Origin of the sequence: Nocardia sp. NPDC004151, from assembly GCF_042874235.1 — a bacterium.
In the GTDB taxonomy this organism is placed as follows: Bacteria; Actinomycetota; Actinomycetes; order Mycobacteriales; family Mycobacteriaceae; genus Nocardia.
Map to the genome: position 1 here is coordinate 17,806 of NZ_JBIAMR010000020.1, position 24,732 is coordinate 42,537.

The following is a 24,732-nucleotide window of genomic DNA, read 5'->3' on the forward strand; positions in this document are numbered from 1 at the left end:
ACGAAACGACCCGCGGAACATCGTCCGCGGGTCGTTTCGGCTATTGCTTTGTCACGCAGACCGAATCAGGCGGCCGGGGCGTTGACGTCGGCCGGCAGGGCAGCCTTGGCGGCGGCGACCAGCTGGGCGAAGGCCTCGGCGTCGGAGACGGCGAGCTCGGCCAGGATCTTGCGGTCCACCTCGATGCCGGCGGCCTTGAGGCCCTGCATGAAGCGGTTGTAGGTCATGTCGTTCAGACGCGCGGCGGCGTTGATACGAGTGATCCACAGCTGACGGAAGTCACCCTTCCGCGCCCGGCGGTCCCGGTAGGCGTAGGTGAGCGAGTGCAGCTGCTGTTCCTTGGCCTTGCGGTACAGGCGCGACCGCTGACCGCGGTAGCCCTTGGAGGCCTCGAGAACGGAACGGCGCTTCTTCTGAGCGTTGACGGCCCTTTTGACGCGTGCCACTTTTCAGTCCTTGATCGAATAGGGGGTGCGGCGATCGCACCCGGAGGTTGGTCGGTCGGCTCAGCCGAATTACTTGGCGAGCAGCTTCTTGACGCGAGCGACGTCGGCCTTGGCGACGACCTCCACGCCGTCCAGACGACGAGTCCGGGTGGTCGGCTTGTGCTCGAGCAGGTGGCGACGGTTCGCCTGCTGACGCAGCAGCTTGCCGCTGCCCGACACCTTGAATCGCTTCGAGGCGCCGCTGTGGCTCTTCATCTTCGGCATGGATTCCTCAGTTCTGTCGTGCCGGAGGCGCGCGACTACCACACGCCTCCGGAGCTTCTCGTTATTACTGCTGCGGGGTGGCCGATTCGGCAGCCGGGGCTGCGGTCTCGGCCGGGGCCGCCTCGGCGGGAGCCGGCGCGGGCGCACTGCTGCGCTGCTGCGTCGAGCTCGCGTCGTTCTGGGCCTTCACCCGCGTCTTCGCGCCCTTGTGCGGCGCGAGGACCATGGTCATGTTTCGGCCGTCCTGCTTGGCCGAGGTTTCGACGAATCCGAGGTCGGCGACGTCGGCGGCCAGTCGCTGCAGGAGCCGGAACCCGAGTTCGGGGCGCGACTGCTCGCGACCACGGAACATGATGGTGACCTTGACCTTCGACCCGGCCTCCAGGAAGCGCATCACGTGGCCGCGCTTGGTGGCGTAGTCGTGGTCATCGATCTTCGGGCGGAGCTTCTGCTCCTTGATCACGGTCTGGACCTGGTTCTTCCGGGACTCACGCGCCTTCTGCGCGGTCTCGTACTTGAACTTGCCGTAGTCCATGATCTTGCACACCGGCGGGCGTGCATCGGGCGCGACCTCGACCAGGTCGAGGTCAGCTTCCTGAGCGACGCGTAGTGCATCTTCAACACGCACGATCCCAACCTGCTCGCCGCCGGGTCCGATGAGTCGGACCTCGGGAACGCGGATGCGATCGTTGATGCGGGTCTCAGTGCTGATGGGGCCTCCTAGGTCAAGCGGTTCGTCAACGACCGCAAGCAATAACTGCAACCCCAATTTCAACACGAAAGCCCCGCTCCGGTATTTCACCGGCACGGGGCCCGAGTCGACCGATCCGCGACGCAAACAGCTCGCATCGCACCACGCGCAGGAAAAACCCACGCGCAGAACCCATCACGCAAATGATGGGCGACCGGACCGTTCAACCTCGCGCTGTCAGCGCTGGTTGACGGTGGGAGTCGGGCTCCACTTGATGCCCCGAGTCGGTTGCAGGAACCAGTCCAGGGCGGTCGTCGCGGAAGAGTCTAACACTCATAGCGGTGAGCTCCGAATCGGCCGCCCCCGCGACCAGCGCCGACCCGCGCGATGGCATTCTCTACCCCATGAGCGAGGCTACCTTGAACGACGATTCCGCCCTCATCGACGGCGAGGTCGTGCGCGAACTGGCCGAGATCCCCGCGGTCGAGGTCATCAGCCGCGCCGCCGTCATGCTGATGAGCTCCGCGGCCGAGAAGCTCGGCCTGGGCGAACCCGACCCGGCCAGCAGCCCCCACCTGGACCTGGACGAGGCGCGTCGCGTCATCACCGCGCTCGCCGGTCTGGTCACCGCGTCGGTCGAGTACCTCGGCCCGCACGCCGGTCCGATCCGCGACGGCCTGCAGTCGCTGCAGCGCGCGTTCCGCGAATCCTCGGAGTACCCGGACGCGCCGGGCGCGGGCCCGGGCGAGAAGTACACCGGCCCGGTGTACTGACCGAACCGGTATCGACCTGTCGAAAACGGCCCGCCCGAGTTCTTTCGGGGCGGGCCGTTTTTGTTCGCGCGGCCTCTACGTCCTGGGGCCGATGCCGTCGAGGAGCGTTGCGACGACCGCCGAGGGCTCGACGGCGGGTGGCGACATGCCGGGCAGCACCGCGTTGAGGATCCGGTCGTGGCAGATGCCGACCAGGACGGCCGCCGCGGCGGCGGTGTCGGCGCCGGGGGCGAGGCGGCCGAGTCGCCGCTCACCGGCCAGGTAGTCCGAGAGCAGCACTCGCCAGTCGGGCTGATCGGTCGGCAGTTCGGCGAAGCGATCCAGCACGACCGGAGCGGACAGCAGGCCCGCGAAGACCGGCAGCACCGCGCGGTGCAGGTCCAAGCCCGCGCTCAGATATATAAGGAGATTCTCCGCGACCGTCGCTTCCCCCGGGGCGGGCAGTGCGCCGAGCGCGCGGTGCGCGGCGTCGACGTGCGCGCGGACCGCGGCGGCGAGCAGGGTGTCCTTGTCCGGGAAGTGGTTGTAGAGGACGCCGTCGGCCACCTCGGCCGCGCGCGCGATGGCGCGCACGGTGAGGGTGGCGGCCGAGCCCTCGGCGAGCAGGCGCTGCGCGGTGGCGACGAGGTGATCGCGCAGGGTGTCGTCGGTGGCGCGCAGCGCCGCGGCCTTGCGGGGGGACATGGATGGCTACGGTAGCGGGGTCGCGGCCGTCACGAGCCAGGCCGACCCGCGCAGGACGATGCCGGCGGGGGTGGCGTAGGGGATCAGGGCCGTGGAGATCGCCTGGCGGACTTCGGCGTCGGTGGCGAATCCGGCCAGGGAGCGGTGATAGCGGACCGGGCCCCAGCCCATGATGAAGTCGGTGGCGTCGGCGATATCGTCGCCCCAGATGCCATCGGCCTCACGGTATTCGACGCCGATCTCCCCGAAACCCGCGGCGGACAACAGGTCCCGGATGCAGTCGGGCTCGGAGAACGGGCCTTCGGCGGGGCTGACCGCGAAGTTCCCGAGATGGGCTGCGGCGGCGCCGAATACGGCGCCCAGATCGGTACCCGGGAGCGGGGTCATGGCGGCGAAGGCCAGGCGGCCGCCGGGGCGCAGGGCACGGGCGATATTGGCGAAGGCCGCTACCGGGTCGGTGAAGAACATGATGCCGAAGCGGCTCAGCGCGGAGTCGTAGGCGGCGGCGGGGAAGGGATGGATCTGGGCGTCGCCCTGTTCGAAGCCGACATTGGGGACGGCTTCGGCGGCGGCCCGTTCGCGGGCGCGGGCGAGCATCGGGCCGGAGAGGTCGACCCCGGTCGCGGAGCCGGTGCCGGCGCGGCGGGCGGCGGCTCGGGTCAATTGGCCGTTACCGCAGCCGATGTCGAGGACGCGGTGGCCGTCGGCGATGCGGGCGGCGGTCAGCAGGGGTTCGTCGAAGCCGTGGTTCACGGCGTCGTAGCGGTCGTAGTGCCCCGCCCAGTGTTCGCCTTCGTAGCCGTTCCAGGCTTCGGACTGGGCGGTATTCACGATCTCGGTCATGCTCGACTCCTATTATGAACGATTGTTCATGAACGCACGTTCATATTGCGCGCGGACGGAGGAACGTGTCAATACCCGCCCCGGGTAACGGTTTACGCTGAACGTTCACCGACCGGCTGGCAAACGTCCAGCGACGGAGGGGCATCCGGAGAATCGGCCGCATCGGCCTGCCACGATCTCGGCCGGATTGTTAACGCTCGACCGGACATGCGACATAGCTGGTTGCGGGCTGATCGCCTGTGCGGCTGGATGATCGAAACAGCGTGGCGACATCGAGCCGGTGCTGGTTGGATGCCGGAGTATCGCACCGATCGGCGCGAGCGCGGGCGACGTCCTGCATACTACGACGGGCAGCGGCAAGGCTGCCCTCACTACGAGATCGAATGGACTTCGGGGGTTGTACATGAATGACCTGATATCCCAAGGGAACCGCACGTCCGGCAGCCGGATTCGGCGCGGCGTCCTCCCGATCATGATCGCCGCGGCCGCGACCGCCGCGCTGGTGGCGGGCTGCACCTCGTCCTCCAACTCGGACAGCAAGGCCACCACCTCGCAGGCCGCCCCGCCGGCGCAGCTGCCCGAGGGCGCGCAGATCGTCGCCGAATCGGCCAAGACCACCCAGACCCTGCAGTCGGTGCACGTGGTGCTGGACGTGAAGAACCTGCCCACACTGTCGGTCAAGAGCATCAAGGCCGACGTCACCAACCAGCCGCAGGGCCAGGGCCAGGCCATCGGTGACGCCGAGGTGAAGGTCAAGCAGGACGGCGACTTCACCAAGACCAAGTTCATGGTCGTCGACAAGACCCTCTACACGGGTGACGGCACCAAGTACGCCCCCGTCGGCCCCGCCGAGAAGATCTACGACCCGGGCGTCCTGCTCGACAAGGACAAGGGTCTGGCCTACGCCATCTCGCAGGTGAAGAACGCCAAGGCCGAAGGCCGCGAGAAGATCGACGGCGTCGACACCGTGAAGGTCAGCGGCACCATCTCCGCCGACGTCATGGACCCGGTCGTCCCGCAGATCGGCAAGGACGGCGGTGAGTTCCCGATCACCCTGTACATCAAGGACGTCGCGCCGCCGAGCGGTGCGGGCACCACCCTGCCCTCGACCGCGGCCTCGCCGGGCACCGGCCCGAACCTGGTGCGCGCCATCGTCACCAAGGACTCGGGCACCGTCACCGTGACGTTGTCCGACTGGGCGAAGCCGGTGCACGTCACCAAGCCCGGCGGCTAGTCACCCGTCTATCCGCCCTGTGAGTGGGGAGCCGGTTCGGGGAACGAGCAACGGCGGCAACAGCTGTCGTCCGACCCCGGCCGGCTTTCGCATTTTTTTCGGGCTGCTGTTAACAAAAGCCCACTTAAGAGATTGTTCAGTGAATTGCAAGCCGCAACGCCGACGATTCCATTCGTAAGTTCGAACGCGGTGTGTGCGTGTGGAGGAAAGCTATGACGATCGAACGGCCCGAGGCCGAGGCGACGATCGAACGGCAGGCGCCAGCAGATGAATTCCGCCGGCCCCCGCTCGACGGACCGCCGCCGATTTCCAACGTCTGGGTCTACGACGGGAAAGCCTACGACCTCTCCGACTGGATTTCCAAGCATCCGGGCGGCGAGTTCTTCATCGGCCGCACCAAGAACCGCGACATCACCTCGATTGTCGGTTCGTACCACAAGAATCCGGAAGCCATCGGCAAGATTCTGAAGAAGTACGCGCTCGACCGCGACGCCCTGCCGGAGGACATCCACCCCAAGGCCAACGCGCCCGCGTTCCTGTTCAACGAGGGTTTCGACAGCTGGCGCGACACCCCGAAGTTCAGCTTCGACAACAAGGACGACCTGCTGCACAAGGTGAAGGCGCGGCTCAAGGAACCCGAGCTGGCCGCCCGGATCCGGCGCATGGACACCTATTTCAATATCGTGGTCGCCATTCTCGCGGTGGCGTACTTCGCGGTGCAGGGCCTGCGGTTGTTCGAGCGGTCCTGGATGCCGTTGCCGGTCTTCGTGATCGCCATGGTGCTGCTGCGCAGCTCCCTGGCCGGGTTCGGGCACTACGCCATCCACCGTGCCCAGAAGGGCATGAACAAGATCTACACGAACGCCTTCGACTTCAATTACGTCGCACTGGCATTCGTGACCGCGGACGGCCACGCCCTGCTGCACCACCCGCACACCCAGAGTGAAGTCGACATCAAGAAGAACGTCTTCACCATGATGATGCGGATCCCGCGGCTGTACCGGGTGCCGATCCACACCCTGCACAAGTTCGGTCACACCGTCACCGGCATGACCTTCCGCCTGCTCGACGTCTGCCGCCTCACCCGCAAGGTGGGCATCAAGGACATGTACGGCACCTGGGGTGGGGCGCTGCCGCACTTCATCGGGTCCTTCGGCGCGCGATTCCTGCTGCTGGGCGAGCTCATCGCCTTCACCGTGATGGGCGACTTCTGGGCCTGGGCCCTGCAATTCGTGATCACCCTGTGGGTCTCCACCTTCCTGGTGGTGGCCAGCCACGACTTCGAGGTCGAGACCGAGGAACTCGAGCACAACTCCGAGGACTGGGGCGTCGACCAGATCGAACAAGCCTACGACCTCAAGGTGGTCGGCAACCGCTACCTGGACTGCTTCCTGTCGGCGGGCCTCAGCTCGCACCGCGTCCATCACGTACTGCCCTACCAGCGCAGCGGTTTCGCCAATATCGCCACCGAGGACGTGCTGCGTGAAGAGTCGGCGAAGTTCGGCGTGGAATGGCTTCCCGCCAAGAGCTTCTTCACCGACCGCTTCCCCAAGCAGATCCGCACCTACATCCTCGCGCCGTCCGACGACGCGGTGGAACGCAAGTGGGGGTTCGTCAAGGAGCACTTCTCGCCGCTCGCCCTGAAGACCTGTGTCGTCTACACCGCGCAGGGCTTCACCGGAATCGGCACGGTCTGAACCGATTCCGACACCGCGGCGCGCCGGAACATGCGCCGGCCGCACCGCGGGTTCCACCAAAGAATACGAGGGGAGTCATTCGTGTCCATCACCATCGACGAAGGGGCCGCCCGGCCCGCCGCCCGGTTCGCGGGAGGCGAACCCGGCTACGACTTCGCGCCGACACCGCTGCCGCCGGCCCCGCCGACCACAGTCGGCGTGATCGAGTCCATCGCCACCGGCGCGCCCGCGCAGATCTTCGCGCAGGCCGACGCCGCCGCCCAGGTCGCCGGACTGTTCACCGATCCGGCCCAGCAGGCCCGGATCCCGCGGATCTACCAGAAGACCCGGGTCACCACCCGCCACCTCGCGGTGAACCCGATCGACCCCGAATTCCTGTCCTACAGCCGGGAATCGGGCACCATCCGCGACCGCATGAACACCTTCTACGACCACGCGGTGCCGCTGGCCGTGGACGTGGCCGGGCGCGCCGTCGCCCACCTCGAGGACCCGGCCGCCGAGATCGGCATGCTGGTCTTCGCCACCAGCACCGGGTTCATCGCGCCCGGCGTGGACGTGGCCGTGGTCAAGCAGTTGGGCCTGTCCCCCACCGTCAACCGGGTGGTCGTGAACTTCATGGGCTGCGCCGCGGCCATGAACTCCGTACGCGCCGCGACGGATTACGTGCGGGCACACCCGGACAAGAAGGCACTGGTCATCTGCATCGAGCTGAGCTCGGTCAACGCCGTGTTCGACGACAATGTCAACGACGTCATCATCCACAGCCTCTTCGGCGACGGCTGCGGCGCGGTGGTCATCGGCGCCCGGCAGGCGCATCAGAAGCTGCCGGCCGGATCCATCGTGATCCGGGACAGCTTCAGCTACCTGTTCGACGACGCCGAGGACGGAATCGTGCTCGGCGTCAACGACAACGGCATCACCTGCGAGCTGTCGGAGAACCTGCCGCAGTACATCCTGCGGGGCGTGGACCCGGTGGTGACCGCGGTGCTCGCACGCCAGGGCCTCACGAAGTCCGACATCGATCTGTGGGCGATCCACCCGGGCGGCCCCAAGATCATCGAGGAGTCGGTGCGCTCGCTCGGCCTCGGCGCCGAAGAGGCCGCCACCAGCTGGGACGTGCTCGCCGAGTACGGCAACATGCTCAGCGTCTCGCTGATCTTCGTACTCGAGCAGATGGTCGCGCAGTCGACGTCCCGGCCGATCTCGACGGGCGTGGCGTTCTCCTTCGCGCCCGGCGTGACCCTCGAGGGCGTCGTGTTCGACGTCATCCGTTCCTGACCAGCCCGACCCGTCCAGTCCAGAGAGCCAGCAGTCATGCAACTCATCAGATTCCTCATCTCCATCTCGTGGATGCGGATCGCCGGCGTCATCGCCTCCGGTCTCGTCTGCGGTGCGGCCAATACCTACCTGGTGACATTGATTCGGGGAGTGGTGTCACCGGAACCGCACCCGGGCGTCACCGTCCAGGCGTTCGTCGCGACCGCCCTGGTCATCCTGATCAGCGGCGTGATCTCGCAGGTGCTGCTGATCCGGCTGGCGCAAGACGCCATCTACCGGCTGCGCGCGGACCTGAGCTCGCGCATCGTGTCCGCGCCGCTGGAACACCTGGAGCGGCTGGGCCAGCACCGGCTGATCGCCACCCTCACCGAGGACGTGCGGGCGCTGTCGCAGGCGGTCACGGCCATCCCGAGCATCTGCATCGACCTGGCCACCATCGTGGGCTGCTTCGTGTTCCTCGCGGTCGTGTCCGGGCCGATCTTCGCCACCACGGTGGCGGGCACGCTGCTCGGAATCGCCTGTGTGGAACTGGTTCTCAAGCGGGTGCGGGCGCTGTACCAGTCCGCGCGGGAGAACGAGGACGGGCTGCTGCGCTCCTTCCAGGCGGTGTCGCTGGGCATCAAGGAGCTCAAGCTGCACCGCGGGCGGCGGCGCGACTTCATGGACAAGCACCTGCTCGGCTCCGCGGAGACGCTGCGGGCGCAGAACATCGACGCCGGATCGAAATTCACCGTGGCCCAAGGGTTCGGGCAGCTGTTGCAGCTGGCCACCATGGCGCTCATCCTGTTCGGGCTGGCGCGGGCGCTGGACCTGCCGCAGAACGTGATGGTCGGCTACGTGCTCGTCACCACGTTCCTGGCGATGCCGATGCAGAATTTCATGCACCGCATCCCGGACCTGCTGCGCGGCGACGTGGCGCTGTCGAAGATCCGGTCGCTCAACCTGTCGATTCAGACCGCACACGATGAGTCGACGCTGCCCTACACCGACCGGCCGGCGGTCACGTCGGCGCGGCTGGAGCTCAATGACGTCAGCTACAACTATCTGACCGAGGCCCCGCCCGCGTTCCCGCCGCCGCCCGGCAGCGGACCCCATCCCGGCGGCGGTGCGCGACCGCATCCCGGTGACGGCGGCGGACGGCCGGGGGCGCCGGGCGCGCCCGTGGGCGGACGGCCCGGACCGCATCCGGGCGGACGCCCCGCCGGCCCACCTCCGGGCCACGGCCCGCAGGGCGTCGACCGGCCGGATGTCAACGGGCACAGGTTCGTCGGCCACGGCGGACGCCAACGGCCCGTGCCGATGGGCGGGCCCATGGCCCCGCCGCAGGCCGACGGCTCCGGCTTCCATCTGGGACCGCTGGACCTGACCTTCGAGCCCGGCCAGATCAGCTTCATCGTGGGCGGCAACGGCAGCGGCAAGTCCACCCTGGCCAAACTGATCACGGGCCTCTATGTCCCGCAGCACGGCCACCTGTCGCTCAACGGTGAGGCCGTCGATCACGAGAACATCGAGTGGTTCCGGCAGCACAGCTCGGCCGTCTTCACCGACTTCCACCTGTTCGAGGACTACCTCGGCTTCGACGAAGGCGTCGACGACGAGGTCCGGCAGTACTTGAAGGAACTCCAGATCGACCACAAGGTCACCGTGGAGAACGGCCGGCTGTCCACGATCTCGCTGTCCCAGGGGCAGCGCAAGCGGCTGGCGTTGCTGACCGCGCTGCTCGAGGACCGCCCGATCTACATGTTCGACGAGTGGGCCGCCGATCAGGAGCCGAAGTTCCGCGACGTGTTCTACCGCGAGATCCTGGTCTCGCTGAAGAACCGCGGCAAGACCGTCATCGTCATCACCCACGACGACCGGTACTTCGACTGCGCCGACCAGCTCATCAAACTCGACTTCGGCCGCATCGCCGAGGTCAAGCAACTCGCCGCGCCGGTTGCCACGGCCGACTGAGCCGCAGAGACGAAGCCCCGCACCGGAATTCGGTGCGGGGCTTCGTCGTGACTGCCAGTGGGCGCACCCGCTGTCGCGCTGGGCGCGACGCGAACTTGCCGGCGCGGGATACGAACCGGCTCCACTCCCCGCGAAAGGCACGGGCCCCATCGCCCGTGGGGACGGGGCCCGCTACCCGCGGTGTCAGCGCAACGCGGCGGCCTTGCGGCGGGCGGCCGCCGCCTTCTTGGTGGCCGCGGCCTGGGCCTCGGTCTTCGGGGCGGCCTTCTTCGCGGGAGCCTTCTTGGCCGCCGCCTTCTTCGCGGGCTTCGGCTCGGCGAGCGCGGGCGGCTGGGCCGCGAGCACGTCCTTCAGGAACTGGCCGGTGTAGCTGTCCGGTACCGCCGCGATGTCTTCCGGGGTGCCCTGGGCGATGACCATGCCACCGCCGGAACCACCTTCGGGGCCCATGTCGATGACCCAGTCGGAGGTCTTGATGACATCGAGGTTGTGCTCGATGACGATCACCGTATTGCCCTTGTCGACCAGGCCGTTGATGACGGTCAGCAGCTTGCGGATGTCCTCGAAGTGCAGGCCCGTGGTGGGCTCGTCCAGGATGTAGATGGTGCGGCCGGTGGAACGCTTCTGGAGTTCGGCGGCCAGCTTCACGCGCTGCGCCTCACCACCGGACAGCGTCGGGGCCGACTGGCCCAGGCGCACATAGCCGAGACCGACGTCCACCAGCGTCTTGAGATAGCGGTGGATCGAGGTCACCGGTTCGAAGAAGTCCGCGGCCTCCTCGATCGGCATGTCCAGCACCTCGGCGATGGTCTTGCCCTTGTAGTGGACTTCGAGGGTTTCGCGGTTGTACCGCGCGCCGTGGCAGACCTCGCACGGGACATACACGTCCGGCAGGAAGTTCATCTCGATCTTCAGGGTGCCGTCACCCGAGCACGCCTCGCAGCGGCCGCCCTTCACATTGAAGGAGAACCGGCCCGGCTGATAGCCGCGCACCTTGGCCTCGGTGGTGGCCGCGAACAGGGTGCGGATCTTGTCGAAGACACCGGTGTAGGTGGCCGGATTCGAGCGCGGGGTGCGGCCGATCGGCGACTGGTCCACCTGCACCAGCTTGTCCAGATGATCGAGGCCGTTGACCCGGGTGTGGCGGCCCGGCACCTGACGCGCGCCGTTCAGCTTGTTCTGCAGCACGGTCGCCAGAATGTCGTTGACCAGCGTCGACTTACCCGAACCGGAGACGCCGGTGATCGAGGTGAGCACGCCCAGCGGGAAATTCACGTCGATGTCGCGCAGGTTGTGCTCGGTCGCGCCGACCACGGTGAGCTGCTTCTTCTTGTCGATCGGCCGCCGCACCAGCGGCAGGTCGATGCGCTCGCGCCCGGAAAGGTAAGCGCCGGTGAGGGAATCCTTGTCCTTCAGCAGCCCCTCGTAGGGACCCGAGTACACCACCTGACCGCCGTGCTCACCGGCCAGCGGGCCGATGTCGACCACCCAGTCCGAGGCGTGGATGGTGTCCTCGTCGTGCTCGACCACGATCAGCGTATTGCCGAGACTCTTGAGGCGCGTGAGGGTTTCGATCAGGCGGCGGTTGTCGCGCTGGTGCAGGCCGATGGACGGCTCGTCCAGCACGTACAGCACGCCCACCAGGCCCGACCCGATCTGGGTGGCCAGGCGGATGCGCTGCGCCTCACCGCCGGAGAGGGTGGCGGCGGCGCGCGAGAGCGTCAGATACTGCAGGCCGACGTCGAGCAGGAAGCCCAGACGCGCCTGGATCTCCTTGATCACCTGCGCGGCGATGGCGGCCTGCCGGTCGTCGAGGGTGAGGGTGTTCAGGAAGTGCGCGGCATCGCCGATCGACAGATCCGAGATGTCGGCGATGGAGCGGCGTTCCGTGCCGGCCGACAGCGTGACCGCGAGGATCTCCGGCCGCAGACGCGCGCCGGCGCACACCGGGCACGGGATGTCGCGCATGTACCCGTCGTAGTGCTCCTTCATCGCCTCCGACTCGGTGGCGTCCATGCGCCGCTGCAGGAACGGCATCACACCCTCGAAATCGGCGTAATACGAACGCTTGCGGCCGTAGCGGTTGGTGTAGGAGACGTGCACCTGCTCGGAGCTGCCCTCCAGCACCGCCTTGCGGGCCTTGAGCGGCAACTGACTCCACGGCGTGTCCATGGAGAAGCCGATGGCCTCGGCCAGACCCGACAGCAGGCGGGTGAAGTACTCGGCGGTCTGCCCGCGCGACCACGGGGCGATCGCGCCGTCGGCCAGGCTCAGATCCGGGTCCGGCACAACGAGATCCGGATCGACCTCCTTGCGAATACCCAGACCGGTGCAATCCGGGCAGGCGCCGTAGGGCGAGTTGAAGGAGAACGACCGCGGTTCCAGATCCTCGATGTCGAGGGGGTGCCCGTTCGGGCAGGCCAGCCGCTCGGAGAAGCGCCGCTCCCGATCGTGGGCGTGCTCGTCGCGGTCCACGAAGTCCAGCACCACGATGCCGTCGGCCAGCCGCAGCGCGGTCTCGATCGAATCGGTCAGGCGCTGTTTGGAACTCGGCTTCACGGCGAGGCGGTCGACGACCACCTCGACATCGTGCTTCTCCTGCTTCTTCAGCTTGGGCGGATCGGTCAGCGGATGCACCACGCCGTCGACCCGGACCCGCGAATAGCCCTGCGCGTTCAGCGACTCGAACAGGTCCACGAACTCACCCTTGCGGGTGCGCACCACCGGTGCGAGCACCTGGAACTTGGTGCCCTCCGGCATGGCCAGCACCTGATCCACGATCTGCTGCGGGCTCTGCTTGGCGATCAGGTGACCGCAGACCGGGCAGTGCGGGGTGCCCGCGCGCGCGAACAGCAGACGCAGATAGTCGTAGACCTCGGTGATGGTGCCGACCGTGGACCGCGGGTTGCGGTTGGTCGACTTCTGGTCGATGGACACCGCCGGGGACAGGCCCTCGATGAAGTCCACGTCCGGCTTGTCCATCTGGCCCAGGAACTGCCGGGCGTACGCGGACAGCGACTCCACGTAGCGGCGCTGCCCCTCGGCGAAGATGGTGTCGAAGGCCAGCGAGGATTTTCCGGACCCGGACAGACCAGTGAAAACGATGAGACTGTCACGGGGTAGGTCGAGATCGACCCCTTTGAGGTTGTGCTCCCGCGCTCCGCGCACCGTCAGGCGATCCGCCACCTGGCCATCCTTCCAACGTTCCGGCATCCAGACATACCCCCGACGCCATGCTAGGGGCACCCACCGACAAGTTTGGATACGAGAGCTGAAACGCTGGTCACAGTGTGTTTATTGCGACGGGTGAGGGTGATGTCGCCCGCACCCGGCTCAGGCCGACTTCTCGGTGATCGCCCGGGCGGCCCCGGCCGCGCTGGGCAGCGCCCGGCGCACACAGCTCGAGATCACCCGCGGCTGCCGCGCCCGCTCCCGATCGCGGGCGCGATCCTCGGACCCGGCCGCGGCGACCAGGGCCAGATCGCCGTCGAAGCGGCGGTAGAGCAGCCGCCCGCGGCGGACGTCGGCGTCGATGAAGAAGAGGTACGGCAACCCGCCCAGGCACAGCCGGGCCACCGCCTCGTCCTCGAGCAGCACGGGCACGCCGTCCCGCGGACGGCCCAGCGTGCGCACCCCGAGCGGCCCGGTCCAGCAGACCACCGCCTCGGATCCGGTGTCGGCGTCGATGAACAGGTGCGCGTCGTAGTCCATGGCGTCGAGCACCCGCGCCGCCGCCGCGGGCGTGGCCACCTGTAGTCGGCAGTCCTTGCGCCGCACGATCGGCCGCGGCTCGGTGATCGCGGACAGCGACGGCCGCGCGGGATCCGGCCAGGGCCTGGACAATTCGTCCGGCGGGCAGCCCAGTCGCAGGTCCAGCCGTTCCAGTGCGAAGGTGGCGGCGAACCGTCCCGGCCCGGCGACCTGCACCCGGAACGCCTTCCCCAGTGCTCGGACGCTCGCCTGCGCCAGGGTGGTGCCGGCCTCGGGATCGCCGTCGTCGGGATCGGGCCAGTGCAGCCGCGCCCGCACCGGCCCGTCGGCCCCGTGGCGGCGCAATACCCTGCCCAGTCCGCGCGCCACGCGGGTCACCTCCCCCGACGGGACAGGCCCATGTGTGGTCACCACGAAATCCGGATCGATTCCACTCGACCACACATCGAACGCGCCCATCGCCGACCCCGCTCTCCCTGTATCCGACCCGGCAACCGAACTCCATGGCAACACACGTCACGCGGGCCCGACAGTGCCGAAAGTCCCGAAACAGACCACTTTCGGGGAAAAGTCTCCGACAAAAGATCTCGGGCCGCCGATCCACCCGGAGATTAGGGACCTTCGGCGGTATCCCGTTGCCGCGCCGCGAGTTACGTTGACCGGGACCGTTCGCGCACGCGCGCGAGCCGAGCGCGCATCACCGACATCCTGGAGGCCGTCGTGATCAGAGTCTTCCTGGTGGACGATCACGAGATCGTCCGCCGCGGTCTGACCGATCTGCTGGAGGAGGACCCCGAGCTGACCGTGGTCGGCGAGGCCGGCGACGTCGCCCAGGCACTGGCCCGGATCCCGGCGCTGCACCCCGACGTGGCGGTTCTCGACGTGCGCCTGCCCGACGGCAACGGCATCGAACTGTGCCGGGACCTGCTGGCCGACATCGACGATCTGCGCTGCCTGATCCTCACCTCCTACACCGACGAGCAGGCCATGATGGACGCCATCCTGGCCGGCGCCAGCGGCTACGTGGTCAAGGACATCAAGGGCATGGAGCTGGCCAAGGCCATCAAGGAGGTGGGCGCGGGCCGCTCGCTGCTGGACAATCGCGCGGCCGCCGCCCTCATGGCCCGGCTGCGGCGCAGCACCGAATTCGACGGCCCGATGGCCGGTTTGACCGATCAGGAACGCAAACTGCTCGACCTGCTCGGCGACGGCCTCACCAACCGGCAGATCGCCGAACGGATGTTCCTGGCGGAGAAGACGGTCAAGAACTACGTGTCGCGGCTGCTGGCCAAACTCGGGATGGAACGCCGCACCCAGGCGGCCGTGCTGGCGTCGAAATTGCGTACGGGGCAACCACGTTCGGCATGACAACCGCACGGCAACCTCGGCGCGCATAGAATCGCGCTGACGTGGCGTATCCGCCGGACCGCAGGACATACATGCACGACATTCCCCGCACCGGCCCTTACTCGGTGCGTGAAACGCTGTCGCAGCTGCGATTACGCGAGTTGCTCACCGAGGTCAAGGACCGAGTCGAACAGATCATCGACGCCCGCGATCGGATCGACGGGCTGGTCGAGGCGATGTTGCTGGTCACCTCCGGGCTCGATCTGGACCAGACGCTGAGCACCATCGTGCGCGCGGCCACCATCCTGGTCGACGCCCGCTACGGTGCGCTGGCGGTGCTCGGGCACGAACAACAGCCCAGCCAGTTCATCTTCCACGGCATCGACGAGCAGACCCGGGTCCAGATCGGGGCGATGCCCGAGAGCCACGGCGTGCTCGGACTGCTGCTCGACAAGCCCGAACCGCTGCGCCTGGACGATCTGACCCGCCATCCCGCCGCCGTCGGCTTTCCCGAACACCATCCGGAGATGCGCACCCTGCTGGGCATGCCGGTGCGCATCCGCGGCGAGATCTTCGGAAACCTGTATCTCGCCGAGAAATCCGGCGGGCACCCCTTCACCGAGGACGACGAGGTGCTGCTGCAGGCGCTGGCCGCCGCGGCCGGTATCGCCGTCGACAATGCCCGGCTCTACGAGCAGGCCCGCACCCGGCAGGCGTGGATCGAGGCCACCCGCGACATCGCCACCGAATTCCTCGCCGACACCGAACCGAGCAAGGTGCTCGCGCACGTGGTGGCGCACGCGCGCGAACTCACCGCCTCCCAGCAGGCGCTGCTGGCCGTGGTCGCCGACCCCGAGGAAGCGCCCGAGCACATCACCGAGCTGGTGGTGGCGCAGTGGTCCGGGCCGGGCGAGCCGCCCGCGGGGCACGCGGTACACACTGTCGAGACCGCCGTCGGCCAGGCCCTCACCACCCGCACCCCGCTGCGTTTCGACGACGGCCGCCACATCGACCTGGGCACGCCGATCGCCGATATCGGCCCGGCCCTGGTGCTGCCCCTGCACACCCCCGATTCCACCCTGGGCGTGCTGATCACGCTGCGCTCGGCCGAATCCGCGCCCTACTCCGACGAATTGGTGGAGCTGATCGCCGCCTTCACCGATCAGGCCGCGCTGGCCATGCAGCTGGCGGTGGCACAGCGGCGCATGCGCGAACTCGACATCCTCACCGACCGCGACCGCATCGCCCGCGATCTGCACGACCACGTCATCCAGCGGCTGTTCGCCATCGGGCTGGCGCTGCAGGGCACGGTGCCGCGCGCGCGGGTGCCCGAAGTGCAGCGCCGGCTCGCGGACGCGATCAACGATCTGCAGGACGTGGTGGAGGAGATCCGCACCTCGATCTTCGATCTGCACGGCGGCGACGGGCACAGCACCCGGCTGCGCCAGCGCATCGAGCGCGCGGTCAAGCAGCAGACCACCGCCACCGACATCCGGGCGCTCATGCACATCACCGGACCGCTGTCGGTGGTCGAGCCCGCGCTCGCCGATCACGCGGAAGCCGTTGTGCGCGAAGCCGTCTCGAACGCGGTCCGGCATTCGGGGGCCGACACCATCACCATCGACATCGGGGTGGCCGACGATCTGACCATCGTGGTCGCCGACAACGGCCGCGGGATCCCGGACTCGATCACGCCCAGCGGGCTCACCAACCTCGCGCGCCGGGCCGAACAGTCGGGCGGGCGGCTGGCGGTATACCCGCGCCGCGCCACCAACGGCGACGACGAGGACGCCACCACCACGGGAACCAAACTGCACTGGTCGGTGCCGCTGCACTGACCGGGAGTCACACGATCGGGCCGAGCACCACCGCACTGTTGCTGCCGCCCATGCCGAGCGCGGTCTTCAGGGTGAGGCCGCGGATGCCGGGTTGCACGCCGTCCACCAGGCGGGTGCGTGTGGGCGCGACGATCGGCGCGGACACCAGCAGACCGCGCTCGTAGCCCATGGCCGCGGCGGCCACCTCGATCCCGGCCGAGGCGGCCTGGCAGTGCCCCGCCAGCGGCTTGAGCGCCGTCACCTGCGGGCGGTCGTCGAAAATCCGGGCCAGCAGCGCGGTTTCGGCCGCGTCGCACTGGGCGGTGCCGGAGGCGTGGGCGCTGAGACAGGCGATCTCCCCGGGGCGGACGTCCGCCGCGGCGAGGGCGCGGTGCACACAGTCGAAGATCTGCTCGAACGACGGCTCCACGGAGACGACGTGGTACGCGTCGCTGGTCATGGCCCCGCCGAGCACCGCCGCGTAGGGGCGGTCGGCGTCGCGGGTGAGCATCAACGCGACCGACGCCTCGCCGAAGACGAAGCCGCGACTGCCCTCCTGGAACGGCCGGCACGCCTCCAGCGGATCGGCGTCGAAGACCGCCGCGCCCAGATTCACGAACGCCTGCACCATGTCCGGGGAGGCCGACAGGTCGGTGGCGACCACCAGCACATCGTCGGCCAGGCCGTGGTCCATCCATAGTCGGGCGGTGACCAGGGCCACGTTGAGCGAGGAGCAGGCGGCGCTCACGTTCATGGCTGGTCCGTGGAAGCCGAACTCACTCATGAGCATCGACACCGGGGTTGAGGGGATCAGCCGCAGATAGTCGCGCGAGCGCCGCTGTCCGCCGTCGATGGTGAAGAACTCCTGCCACTCGTCGAGGTTGCCGAGCACGATCGCGTGTAGCAGTCCGACGGTCCGGCCGGGCCGCCAGCCGCGGCTGCTGGCGTCGGTGACCGCTTCGCGCGCGGAGTCCAGGACCGCGCGCAGGTAGCGGCTCGGCGGCAAGTCCGGATCACCGCCCTCCGGCACGCGAGCAACCCATCCGTGCCGATCACGTTCGGGCCCGTACCCTGGATGTAGCCGGGCCGCGGATTTGCCGCTCAGCAAACCCTCCCAGAGGGTTTCTCGGCCCCAGCCGTACCCGGTCACGGCACCGATACCGGCAATCGTCATATGATCTTGATGCTGACCGTCGGCGATCGGGACGGGGATAGTGCCAGGCATTTACATCGCTCCTCTCCGGTTAATTCATTCAATACGGTCGGCAAGCTGCATCAGCAAATTTCCAGATAACAGAATGGTGCCGTGCTCCATCGACGTGTTCCGCACCGACGATCAGGGGGTGAACGAAATGGTGGGTAACGATCGGGCAAACCTCCCGGCCGACGCCGAACAGCTGGCCCAGCGCTACCGGTCCCTGGTGGACTACAGCCCGGACGGGATCGTGGTCCACGAACGCGGAATGATCGTCTACGCCAATCCGGCGCTGCTGCGCATGCTCGCGGCCGCAGAACCCGAGGACGTCATCGGGCGCCCCGTCACCGAGTTCGTCGCGCCGCCGTCGGTCGCGCCCATGCTCGACCGCATCCGCCGGCTCACCATCGCCGGCACCGCCTCCGACCCCGCCGAGATGACCCTGCTGCGCTGCGACGGGCACTCGGTGGAGGTCGAGACCGTGTCGGTGCTGACCGCCTGGCACGACCATCTGGCCTATCAGGTCGTCGTGCACGACCTGACCTCGCAGCGCCGCGCCGAGGCCGCCCAGCGGCGCGCCGAGCAGTTCTTCACCTCCGTGGTGTCGCAGCTGGACGAGGGCGTGGTGGTGATCGGCCGCGACGGCCGCATCGAATCCGCCAATCCGGCCGCGCGCCGCATCTTCGGCTACGACGCCGAGGATCTGATCGGCACCCATATCGACGACCTGCCACTGTGCCTGCTCGACGCGAACGCCCAGCCCATGCCCTCGACCTGGTATCCGGTCATCCGCACCCTGGCCACCGGCGAGGACGTGACGCGGTTCGTGTTCGGGCTGGACCGCCCCGACGGGCAGCGGCGCTGGCTCTCGGCCAACAGCCGCCTGCTCAACCCTCAGGACCCGAACTCCCCCGCGGTGTCCTCGTTCAACGACATCACCGAATTCCGGGCCAGCCGAAGGCAATTGGAGTACCAGGCCACCCACGATCCGCTCACCGGGCTGGCCAACCGGTCGCTGGTGCTGTCGAAGCTGGCCGCGGCGCTGGGCACCACCGAGACGCTGCCGGTGTCGAGCGTGCTGTTCATCGACCTGGACGGATTCAAGACCATCAACGACACCCTCGGCCACGCCATCGGCGACACCGTCCTGCAGATCGTGGCCCAGCGGTTGCAGCGCGGGCTGCGCGCCGACGACGTGGTGGGCCGCATCGGCGGCGACGAATTCCTGGTACTGCTGTCCGGGCGCACCCTGGGCGACGATCTGGACGCCCTCATCGCGCGGCTGCGGCAGGCCACCTCCGAACCGATCGTCGCGCGCGGACACCGCATCCAGGTCGACGCCTCCATCGGCGTCACCCATCTGCACGCCGGTGACACCCGCACACCGGAAGCCGTACTGCACGACGCCGACCTGGCCATGTACCGGGCCAAGCCGCCCAACCACCACAACAGTCCGCTGGCGCGGCGCACCGACAGCACCCACGCCTCGTAACCCGGGCACCCACGCCTCGTCACCTGGCGATACGGCGCGGGCAAGCAAGGCGCACTAGACTCGACAACTCTGTTCTCGATGCTTCACGCGCCGTCCCCGCACGGCGGACGTGGTGAACAAGGAGTTCCGTCTTGCCCGACCTCACCGAGGAGCGTTCTGTGCCCGATTCCGCTGACGCGGTATCCCCGGACCTGGAACGCGAGCAGCAGTACCTCACGAAGCTCTACGAACAGCTCGACGGCATGCGCGCCTACGCCCAGCGGCGGCTGCGCACCGTGCTCCTGGAAACCGGTGGCACCCCGCAGGCGCGCAGTGAGCGCGAGTCGTTCACCCAGCTCTACTCCGAGGATCTGTCCAAGTACGACGCCGCCGAGCACGGCCTGTGCTTCGGCCGCATCGACATCGCCCCGGGCGAGAACGACGGCGACGGCGAGAACCGCTACATCGGCCGCATCGGCATCCTCGACGAGAGCGCCGACTACGAGACACTGCTGCTGGACTGGCGCGCTCCCCTGGCCCGGCCGTTCTACCTGGCCACCACCGCCGCCCCCGACGGGGTGACCCGGCGGCGCCACATCCGCTCCCGCAACCGCAAGGTCACCGGGGTCAACGACGAGTACCTGAGCCTCGAGGCCGCCCAGGCGGCGGGGGTGATCGGCGCCGACGGCGGCGTCGGCAGCGAGAGCGCGCTGCTGGCCGCCCTCAACGCCGCCCGCACCGGGCACATGAACGACATCGTCGAGACCATCCAGAGCGAGCAGGACGCGATCATCCGCTCCGAGCACAAGAGCGTGCTCGTGGTGCAGGGCGGGCCCGGCACCGGCAAGACCGCGGTGGCGCTGCACCGCGCGGCCTACCTGCTCTACACCTACCGCCAGCAGCTGGACAAGGCCGGTGTGCTGATCATCGGGCCGAACTCCACCTTCCTCGACTACATCGGCCAGGTGCTGCCCTCGCTCGGTGAGACCGGCGTGCTGCTGTCCACCGTCGGCAACCTGTACCCGGGAGTGCAAGCGACACTGGAGGATTCGCTGCGCGCCGGGGAACTCAAGGGTTCCCTCGACATGCTCGAGGTGCTCAAGAAGGCGGTGCGCGACTGGCAGGACGTGCCGCGCGAGACCATCCCGCTCTACTTCGACGGCCACCAGCTCGAACTCGACCGCAAGATCGTCACCAAGGCCCGCGGCCGCGCCCGCTCCTCGCGCCGCCCGCACAACCTGGCCCGGCCCATCTTCGCGGCCGCGGTGGTGGACGCGCTCACCGATCAGCTCGCCGCCGCCATCGGCTCCAACCCGCTGGGCGGGCGAAACCTGTTGAGCCAGACCGATCTCACCGAGATCCGCGACGAGATGCGCGCCGACGCCGAGATCCAGCGCGCCATCGCCGGACTGTGGCCGATCCTCACCCCGCAGGAGGTGCTGGGCGGGCTGTGGGCCGACCCGAAGCGCCTGGCCAACGCGGGCGGACAGCTCAGCGCGGCCGATCGGGCCGAACTGCGGCGCTCCGACAGCGGCGAGTTCAGCGACGCCGACGCGCCGCTGCTCGACGAACTGGCCGAACTGCTCGGCATCGACGACAGCGAGGAGCGCGAGCGCTCCCGCCGCCGCTGGCGCGCCCAGCTCGCCGAGGCGCAGGACGCCCTCGACATCCTGACCGGTTCCGCGCCACAGGATCTCGAGGACGACCTCGACCCCGAACTGCTCATGGCCTACGACCTCATCGACGCCTCCCAGCTCGCCGAGCGTCAGCAGGTCCGCACCCGCCAGACCACCGCCGAACGCGCCGCCGGGGATCGCACCTGGACCTACGGGCACGTCATCGTGGATGAGGCGCAGGAGCTTTCGGCCATGGCGTGGCGGATGGTCATGCGCCGCATCCCGAATCGGTGGATCACCGCGGTCGGCGACGTCGCCCAGACCGGCGATCCGGCGGGCGCCTCGTCGTGGCAGCAGGTGCTGGAACCGTATGTGGCCAAACGCTGGAAGCTCACCGAGCTGACCGTCAACTACCGCACGCCCTCGGAGATCATGGCGGTGGCCGGGGACGTGCTGGCCGCCATCGATCCGGCCGCGCCCGCGCCGCGCTCGGTCCGCGACTCCGGTTTCGAACCGGCCGCGACCCGGGTGACGGCGGGTGAGCTGGCCGACGAGGTGAAACGGCTGATCGCGGCCGAAGCCGAGCATCCCGGCACCACGGCGGTCATCGTGCCGCACGATCTGGCCGCCGAACTCGGTCACCTGTCCGATGATTCGACGCGGGTGCTCACCGTCCACGAGGTGAAGGGCCTGGAATTCGACGCGGTGATCCTGGCCGAACCGCACCGGATCCTGAGCGAATCGCCGCGCGGACTCAACGACCTGTACGTGGCGCTGACCCGCGCCACCCAGCGGCTGGCCGTGGTGCACACCGAGGACCTGCCGGCGGTACTGCACCGGCTGGCCTGACCCGCCGGTGAACAGCGAAGCGGCCGAGCCCGGTGGGCTCGGCCGCTTCGTAGGAACGGGGGTTCGGGGGCCAGGCCCCCGATTTCGTCCTGGGGTGTGGGGCGGCAGCCCCACTCAGCGCACGGTGTGCACGATCAGCACGTCGCAACGCGACTTGCGGGCCACGTCCGAGGGCACCGAGCCGAGCAGGCGACCGGCCAGGGTGTTGAGTCCGCGGTTACCGACGACCAGCAGGTCGGCCTCCACGTCCTTCACCAGGTCCAGCAGCGACTCGACCGGCTCGCCGACGACGGGCTTCTCCACGACGTTCACCGCGCCGAGGGCGACGGCCTTGTCGCGGGCGACGCGCAGGATCTCACTGGTGGGCGCGGAGCCGCGCACCTGGTAGGCCTCGTCCTTCAGCACGTCCGCGGCCGCGGCGACATCGCGGTCGTCGGTCGGGAAGTAGGCGCAGGCGATGTACAGCGTGGCGCCCTCGTCGCCGGCCAGAGCCGCGGCCCGCTCGACGGCGACGTACGACGAGTCCGAGCCATCGGTACCGACGACGATCGTCCGGTAGGCGGTCATTTCTCCTCCAAGTACAAGGGTCGGGGCCACGGATTCCTCGACAGTGGGGTTTTCACCGCGGCAACTTCGCCTGACAATAGCGGCATAACCGGCGGAAATATTCGATATCGCAACACATCACACCACGTGGCGGGATCGGCGACTGTGACATTCCCGGCACACTCCGAACGCAGCCCCGGCTACCAGCGAATTTCCCGGCGATCGCGACGCGGAACACACAATGCCAACAGCGTTGCACGCCTGGGAGATTCGTCACAAGCCCGAAATGTCCGCGGGCCGTTCGTTGTGTCACGTCACAACGAACGGCCCGGGAATCAGTGACTTCGTTTTGCCGGTCGCCGCGGATTTCCTAGGAGAGGTCGAAAAGCGGTCCGGTGAGCGTCAATCCGAGATCGTGGCCGACGTAGGCGAAGAAGGCGAACAGCATGAGCGACGCGCCCGCCAGCGCGATGTCCTTGTTGAAGTGCACCATCTCGCCCTGCTTCGCCTCGGGATCGGTCTCCTTCCAGAACGCGTGCATGAGGAAGGCGGTCGGCACCAGGAACAGGATCAGCAACAGTGCGCCGAGGTCGGCCCAGACGCCCAGCAGCACGCTCAACCCGCCGGCCAGCAGCAGCACGCCCGAGGCGGGCACCGCGAGCGTGGGCATCGGTATGCCTTTGAACTGCGCGTACTGCGCCATCGACGCACGCTGGGCCAGATGCCCGAAGCCCGAGCCGAGGAACAGCAATGCGAACAGGATCCGTCCGATCAACACCAGCACGTCCATGGCCCGCTCCTTCGATGATCGATATGCCATTGGATGACATGGCAACCAACCTCATCAGGTCCACCGCTATTCCCGTACCAGCCAGTTTGTCAGGATGGTAGCGAGATGCGGGCGTATTCGAGCGGAGGCATTCCAATCTCCTTGGCGAACTCGTTGGAGAAGTGCGCCTGATCGAAATAGCCGAGCTCGAGGGCCAGCGCGGCCAGGTCCGAGGTGCGGCCCTCGGCCAGCAGGTGCGCGCCGTCCTGCAGCCGATAGCGGCGCAGGACCCACTTCGGGCCCGCCCCGACATAGCGGCGGAACAGGCGCTGCAGGGTGCGGACCGGGATGTCGAAACGCTCGGTGACCTGGTCCACGCGGGTCAGGTCGCGATCGTGCTCCATCGCCTCGATGATCGTCAGCACCTGACGGTAGGCGCTCTGGTCGCCCTCGACGCCCTGGGCCGCCACCAGGAAGTCCTCGATCAGCTCGCGGCGGAGCAGCGGGTCGCCGGTGGCCAGCACCGCCTCGGCCAGGGTGTCGGCGGCGGGGAAGATCTCGGCCGCCGGGACCGAGGTGTCGCTGAGCGCGCCCACATCCAGCCCAGTGAACGCGCCGAAGCCACCCGCCCGGAACTTCACCCCGAACGTCTCACCCGCCCCGGCCAATTCGCGCACGTACTTGGTGGTCCACACGCCGGTGACGAAGGCGCCGGTGCGTTCGTGGGTGCGCTCGAAGGTCAGGTTCACGCACGGGTAGGGCAGCACCTCGGCATGGAACGGCGGCTCACCGCGGCGGTCCCAGCGGACCGCCCAGTACCACTCGACATAGCGCGACACCCGTTCGCCCGCGGGCAGACGGGCGTGATTGTTGGTGGCGTTCTGCTGGCGCGGCCGCAGGATGCCCTTGGCGGTCTCCGGCGGCGGCACCGGCCGTGGCGCGAACCGGTTCTCGGGATTGCCAGCGCTGGTCATAGTCCCTGTCGCTTTCTTACAAGACCATCGCGGCCGCGCCGAGGAAGGTAGTAGCCATGAGCGACACAGTGAATCCGATCCCGCAGGACTACCACTCCATCACCTGCTTCCTGGCCGTCCCCGACGCCAATGCGGCCATCGACTTCTACAGCGCCGTGTTCGGCGCGAAGGTGCTGAGCCGCAACGATCTTCCCGACGGCCAGGCCGCGCACGCCGAACTGCTGATCGGCGACTCCACCATCCAGGTCGGCATGCCGATCCCCGACGAGGGCCTGCGCGCCCCCGCCGACGACTGGGTCCACACCAGCGTGGTGCACTACTGCCCCGATGTGGACGCGGTCTCGAAGTTGGCCACCGAGAACGGGGCCCGCTTCGTCTCCGAGCCGCAGACCTTCGTCACCGGTGACCGCTACGGCCGGGTCATGGATCCGTTCGGCCACCGCTGGATCGTCATGACCCGGGTCGAGGACGTCTCCCGTGAAGAGGCCGAACGCCGCGTGAACGAGTGGATGGCCCAGCAGGCCTGAGCACGCCGCTTCCCCGCCCGGCGACCGGTTCGCCGAGCGGGGACCGC

At 68.3% G+C, this 24,732-nt stretch carries 21 protein-coding genes; 10 read left to right on the plus strand and 11 right to left on the minus strand.

Going from position 1 to position 24,732, the window contains the following annotated elements; all coding sequences use genetic code 11:
* Nucleotides 1–65: 65 nt before the first annotated feature.
* The 3 genes from rplT to infC form a co-directional block, all read right to left on the minus strand.
* A complete protein-coding gene (gene rplT / locus ACFYTS_RS32300) occupies nucleotides 66–446 on the minus strand; it encodes a 50S ribosomal protein L20 (protein ID WP_040807291.1) in 381 nt (126 codons plus the stop codon).
* Nucleotides 447–515: 69 nt separating this feature from the next.
* Entirely contained in the window at nucleotides 516–710 is a 195-nt protein-coding gene (gene rpmI, locus ACFYTS_RS32305) for a 50S ribosomal protein L35 (RefSeq protein ID WP_033090982.1), read from the minus strand.
* Nucleotides 711–774: 64 nt separating this feature from the next.
* Nucleotides 775–1,473 carry a translation initiation factor IF-3 gene (gene infC / locus ACFYTS_RS32310; RefSeq protein WP_357286021.1) on the minus strand — a complete coding sequence of 233 codons (699 nt, stop codon included), beginning with the start codon at nucleotides 1,471–1,473 and terminating at the stop codon, nucleotides 775–777.
* A gap of 332 nt (nucleotides 1,474–1,805) precedes the next feature.
* Between infC and ACFYTS_RS32315 the strand changes: the two genes are divergently transcribed.
* A complete protein-coding gene (locus ACFYTS_RS32315) occupies nucleotides 1,806–2,174 on the plus strand; it encodes a DUF1844 domain-containing protein (protein WP_213560615.1) in 369 nt (122 codons plus the stop codon).
* Between the two features lie 75 nt (nucleotides 2,175–2,249).
* Here the strand turns inward: ACFYTS_RS32315 and ACFYTS_RS32320 are convergent, their stop codons facing one another.
* Nucleotides 2,250–2,858, minus strand: a complete 609-nt coding sequence (locus ACFYTS_RS32320) for a TetR/AcrR family transcriptional regulator (RefSeq protein ID WP_387309210.1) — start codon at nucleotides 2,856–2,858, stop codon at nucleotides 2,250–2,252.
* Nucleotides 2,859–2,864: 6 nt separating this feature from the next.
* Nucleotides 2,865–3,701, minus strand: coding sequence for a class I SAM-dependent methyltransferase (locus ACFYTS_RS32325; protein WP_387309211.1), 837 nt, complete (start codon nucleotides 3,699–3,701; stop codon nucleotides 2,865–2,867).
* A 403-nt stretch (nucleotides 3,702–4,104) separates the two neighbouring features.
* On the opposite strand from ACFYTS_RS32325, the gene ACFYTS_RS32330 reads away from it, so the two are divergent.
* The 4 genes from ACFYTS_RS32330 (at nucleotide 4,105) to ACFYTS_RS32345 (ending at nucleotide 9,863) form a co-directional block, all read left to right on the plus strand.
* Nucleotides 4,105–4,935: an LppX_LprAFG lipoprotein gene (locus ACFYTS_RS32330; RefSeq protein ID WP_357285947.1), complete on the plus strand. Its 831-nt coding sequence runs from the start codon at nucleotides 4,105–4,107 to the stop codon at nucleotides 4,933–4,935.
* Between the two features lie 305 nt (nucleotides 4,936–5,240).
* The gene (locus ACFYTS_RS32335) at nucleotides 5,241–6,632 is read left to right on the plus strand and encodes a fatty acid desaturase (protein ID WP_379106974.1); all 1,392 of its coding nucleotides are present in this window, start codon (nucleotides 5,241–5,243) and stop codon (nucleotides 6,630–6,632) included.
* A gap of 81 nt (nucleotides 6,633–6,713) precedes the next feature.
* The gene (locus ACFYTS_RS32340; RefSeq protein WP_387309212.1) at nucleotides 6,714–7,910 is read left to right on the plus strand and encodes a type III polyketide synthase; all 1,197 of its coding nucleotides are present in this window, start codon (nucleotides 6,714–6,716) and stop codon (nucleotides 7,908–7,910) included.
* Between the two features lie 36 nt (nucleotides 7,911–7,946).
* Complete coding sequence (locus ACFYTS_RS32345) at nucleotides 7,947–9,863, plus strand: ATP-binding cassette domain-containing protein (RefSeq protein ID WP_387309213.1); 1,917 nt, start codon at nucleotides 7,947–7,949, stop codon at nucleotides 9,861–9,863.
* Between the two features lie 183 nt (nucleotides 9,864–10,046).
* Here the strand turns inward: ACFYTS_RS32345 and uvrA are convergent, their stop codons facing one another.
* Together uvrA and ACFYTS_RS32355 are read right to left on the minus strand one after the other, a co-directional pair.
* The gene (gene uvrA / locus ACFYTS_RS32350; protein WP_387309214.1) at nucleotides 10,047–13,049 is read right to left on the minus strand and encodes an excinuclease ABC subunit UvrA; all 3,003 of its coding nucleotides are present in this window, start codon (nucleotides 13,047–13,049) and stop codon (nucleotides 10,047–10,049) included.
* A gap of 147 nt (nucleotides 13,050–13,196) precedes the next feature.
* Nucleotides 13,197–14,033: a sigma 54 modulation/S30EA ribosomal C-terminal domain-containing protein gene (locus ACFYTS_RS32355; protein ID WP_387309215.1), complete on the minus strand. Its 837-nt coding sequence runs from the start codon at nucleotides 14,031–14,033 to the stop codon at nucleotides 13,197–13,199.
* Nucleotides 14,034–14,294: 261 nt separating this feature from the next.
* Here ACFYTS_RS32355 and ACFYTS_RS32360 point away from each other — a divergent pair, with 261 nt between their 5' ends.
* Complete coding sequence (locus ACFYTS_RS32360) at nucleotides 14,295–14,942, plus strand: response regulator transcription factor (protein ID WP_357285936.1); 648 nt, start codon at nucleotides 14,295–14,297, stop codon at nucleotides 14,940–14,942.
* Nucleotides 14,943–15,013: 71 nt separating this feature from the next.
* Nucleotides 15,014–16,759, plus strand: coding sequence for a GAF domain-containing sensor histidine kinase (locus ACFYTS_RS32365; protein WP_357285934.1), 1,746 nt, complete (start codon nucleotides 15,014–15,016; stop codon nucleotides 16,757–16,759).
* A 7-nt stretch (nucleotides 16,760–16,766) separates the two neighbouring features.
* Here the strand turns inward: ACFYTS_RS32365 and ACFYTS_RS32370 are convergent, their stop codons facing one another.
* Nucleotides 16,767–17,912 carry a beta-ketoacyl synthase N-terminal-like domain-containing protein gene (locus ACFYTS_RS32370; RefSeq protein ID WP_387309216.1) on the minus strand — a complete coding sequence of 382 codons (1,146 nt, stop codon included), beginning with the start codon at nucleotides 17,910–17,912 and terminating at the stop codon, nucleotides 16,767–16,769.
* A 178-nt stretch (nucleotides 17,913–18,090) separates the two neighbouring features.
* Between ACFYTS_RS32370 and ACFYTS_RS32375 the strand changes: the two genes are divergently transcribed.
* Both ACFYTS_RS32375 and ACFYTS_RS32380 read left to right on the plus strand, forming a co-directional pair.
* Entirely contained in the window at nucleotides 18,091–19,425 is a 1,335-nt protein-coding gene (locus ACFYTS_RS32375; protein WP_387309217.1) for a diguanylate cyclase domain-containing protein, read from the plus strand.
* A 158-nt stretch (nucleotides 19,426–19,583) separates the two neighbouring features.
* On the plus strand, nucleotides 19,584–21,869 hold the full coding sequence (locus ACFYTS_RS32380) for a HelD family protein (protein WP_387309218.1): 2,286 nt from the start codon (nucleotides 19,584–19,586) through the stop codon (nucleotides 21,867–21,869).
* 114 nt (nucleotides 21,870–21,983) lie between these two features.
* On the opposite strand, the gene ACFYTS_RS32385 is transcribed toward ACFYTS_RS32380, so the two are convergent.
* The 3 genes from ACFYTS_RS32385 to ACFYTS_RS32395 all read right to left on the minus strand — a co-directional run bounded on the left by ACFYTS_RS32385 (nucleotide 21,984) and on the right by ACFYTS_RS32395 (nucleotide 24,158).
* The gene (locus ACFYTS_RS32385; protein WP_357097823.1) at nucleotides 21,984–22,436 is read right to left on the minus strand and encodes a universal stress protein; all 453 of its coding nucleotides are present in this window, start codon (nucleotides 22,434–22,436) and stop codon (nucleotides 21,984–21,986) included.
* A gap of 349 nt (nucleotides 22,437–22,785) precedes the next feature.
* Nucleotides 22,786–23,205 carry a DoxX family protein gene (locus tag ACFYTS_RS32390; RefSeq protein ID WP_387309219.1) on the minus strand — a complete coding sequence of 140 codons (420 nt, stop codon included), beginning with the start codon at nucleotides 23,203–23,205 and terminating at the stop codon, nucleotides 22,786–22,788.
* Nucleotides 23,206–23,294: 89 nt separating this feature from the next.
* A complete protein-coding gene (locus ACFYTS_RS32395; protein WP_387309220.1) occupies nucleotides 23,295–24,158 on the minus strand; it encodes a DUF6597 domain-containing transcriptional factor in 864 nt (287 codons plus the stop codon).
* A gap of 56 nt (nucleotides 24,159–24,214) precedes the next feature.
* Between ACFYTS_RS32395 and ACFYTS_RS32400 the strand changes: the two genes are divergently transcribed.
* Nucleotides 24,215–24,685, plus strand: coding sequence for a VOC family protein (locus tag ACFYTS_RS32400; protein ID WP_357285922.1), 471 nt, complete (start codon nucleotides 24,215–24,217; stop codon nucleotides 24,683–24,685).
* Nucleotides 24,686–24,732: the final 47 nt, after the last annotated feature.

Excerpts from the sequence above, each read along its gene's own strand:
- rpmI (WP_033090982.1), bottom strand. The coding sequence starts at position 710 with ATGCCGAAGATGAAGAGCCACAGCGGCGCCTCGAAGCGATTCAAGGTG.
- ACFYTS_RS32315 (WP_213560615.1), top strand. The coding sequence starts at position 1,806 with ATGAGCGAGGCTACCTTGAACGACGATTCCGCCCTCATCGACGGCGAG.
- ACFYTS_RS32320 (WP_387309210.1), bottom strand. The coding sequence starts at position 2,858 with ATGTCCCCCCGCAAGGCCGCGGCGCTGCGCGCCACCGACGACACCCTG.
- ACFYTS_RS32325 (WP_387309211.1), bottom strand. The coding sequence starts at position 3,701 with ATGACCGAGATCGTGAATACCGCCCAGTCCGAAGCCTGGAACGGCTAC.
- ACFYTS_RS32330 (WP_357285947.1), top strand. The coding sequence starts at position 4,105 with ATGAATGACCTGATATCCCAAGGGAACCGCACGTCCGGCAGCCGGATT.
- ACFYTS_RS32345 (WP_387309213.1), top strand. The coding sequence starts at position 7,947 with ATGCAACTCATCAGATTCCTCATCTCCATCTCGTGGATGCGGATCGCC.
- ACFYTS_RS32355 (WP_387309215.1), bottom strand. The coding sequence starts at position 14,033 with ATGGGCGCGTTCGATGTGTGGTCGAGTGGAATCGATCCGGATTTCGTG.
- ACFYTS_RS32365 (WP_357285934.1), top strand. The coding sequence starts at position 15,014 with ATGCACGACATTCCCCGCACCGGCCCTTACTCGGTGCGTGAAACGCTG.
- ACFYTS_RS32370 (WP_387309216.1), bottom strand. The coding sequence starts at position 17,912 with ATGACGATTGCCGGTATCGGTGCCGTGACCGGGTACGGCTGGGGCCGA.
- ACFYTS_RS32375 (WP_387309217.1), top strand. The coding sequence starts at position 18,091 with ATGGTGGGTAACGATCGGGCAAACCTCCCGGCCGACGCCGAACAGCTG.
- ACFYTS_RS32385 (WP_357097823.1), bottom strand. The coding sequence starts at position 22,436 with ATGACCGCCTACCGGACGATCGTCGTCGGTACCGATGGCTCGGACTCG.
- ACFYTS_RS32390 (WP_387309219.1), bottom strand. The coding sequence starts at position 23,205 with ATGGACGTGCTGGTGTTGATCGGACGGATCCTGTTCGCATTGCTGTTC.
- ACFYTS_RS32395 (WP_387309220.1), bottom strand. The coding sequence starts at position 24,158 with ATGACCAGCGCTGGCAATCCCGAGAACCGGTTCGCGCCACGGCCGGTG.
- ACFYTS_RS32400 (WP_357285922.1), top strand. The coding sequence starts at position 24,215 with ATGAGCGACACAGTGAATCCGATCCCGCAGGACTACCACTCCATCACC.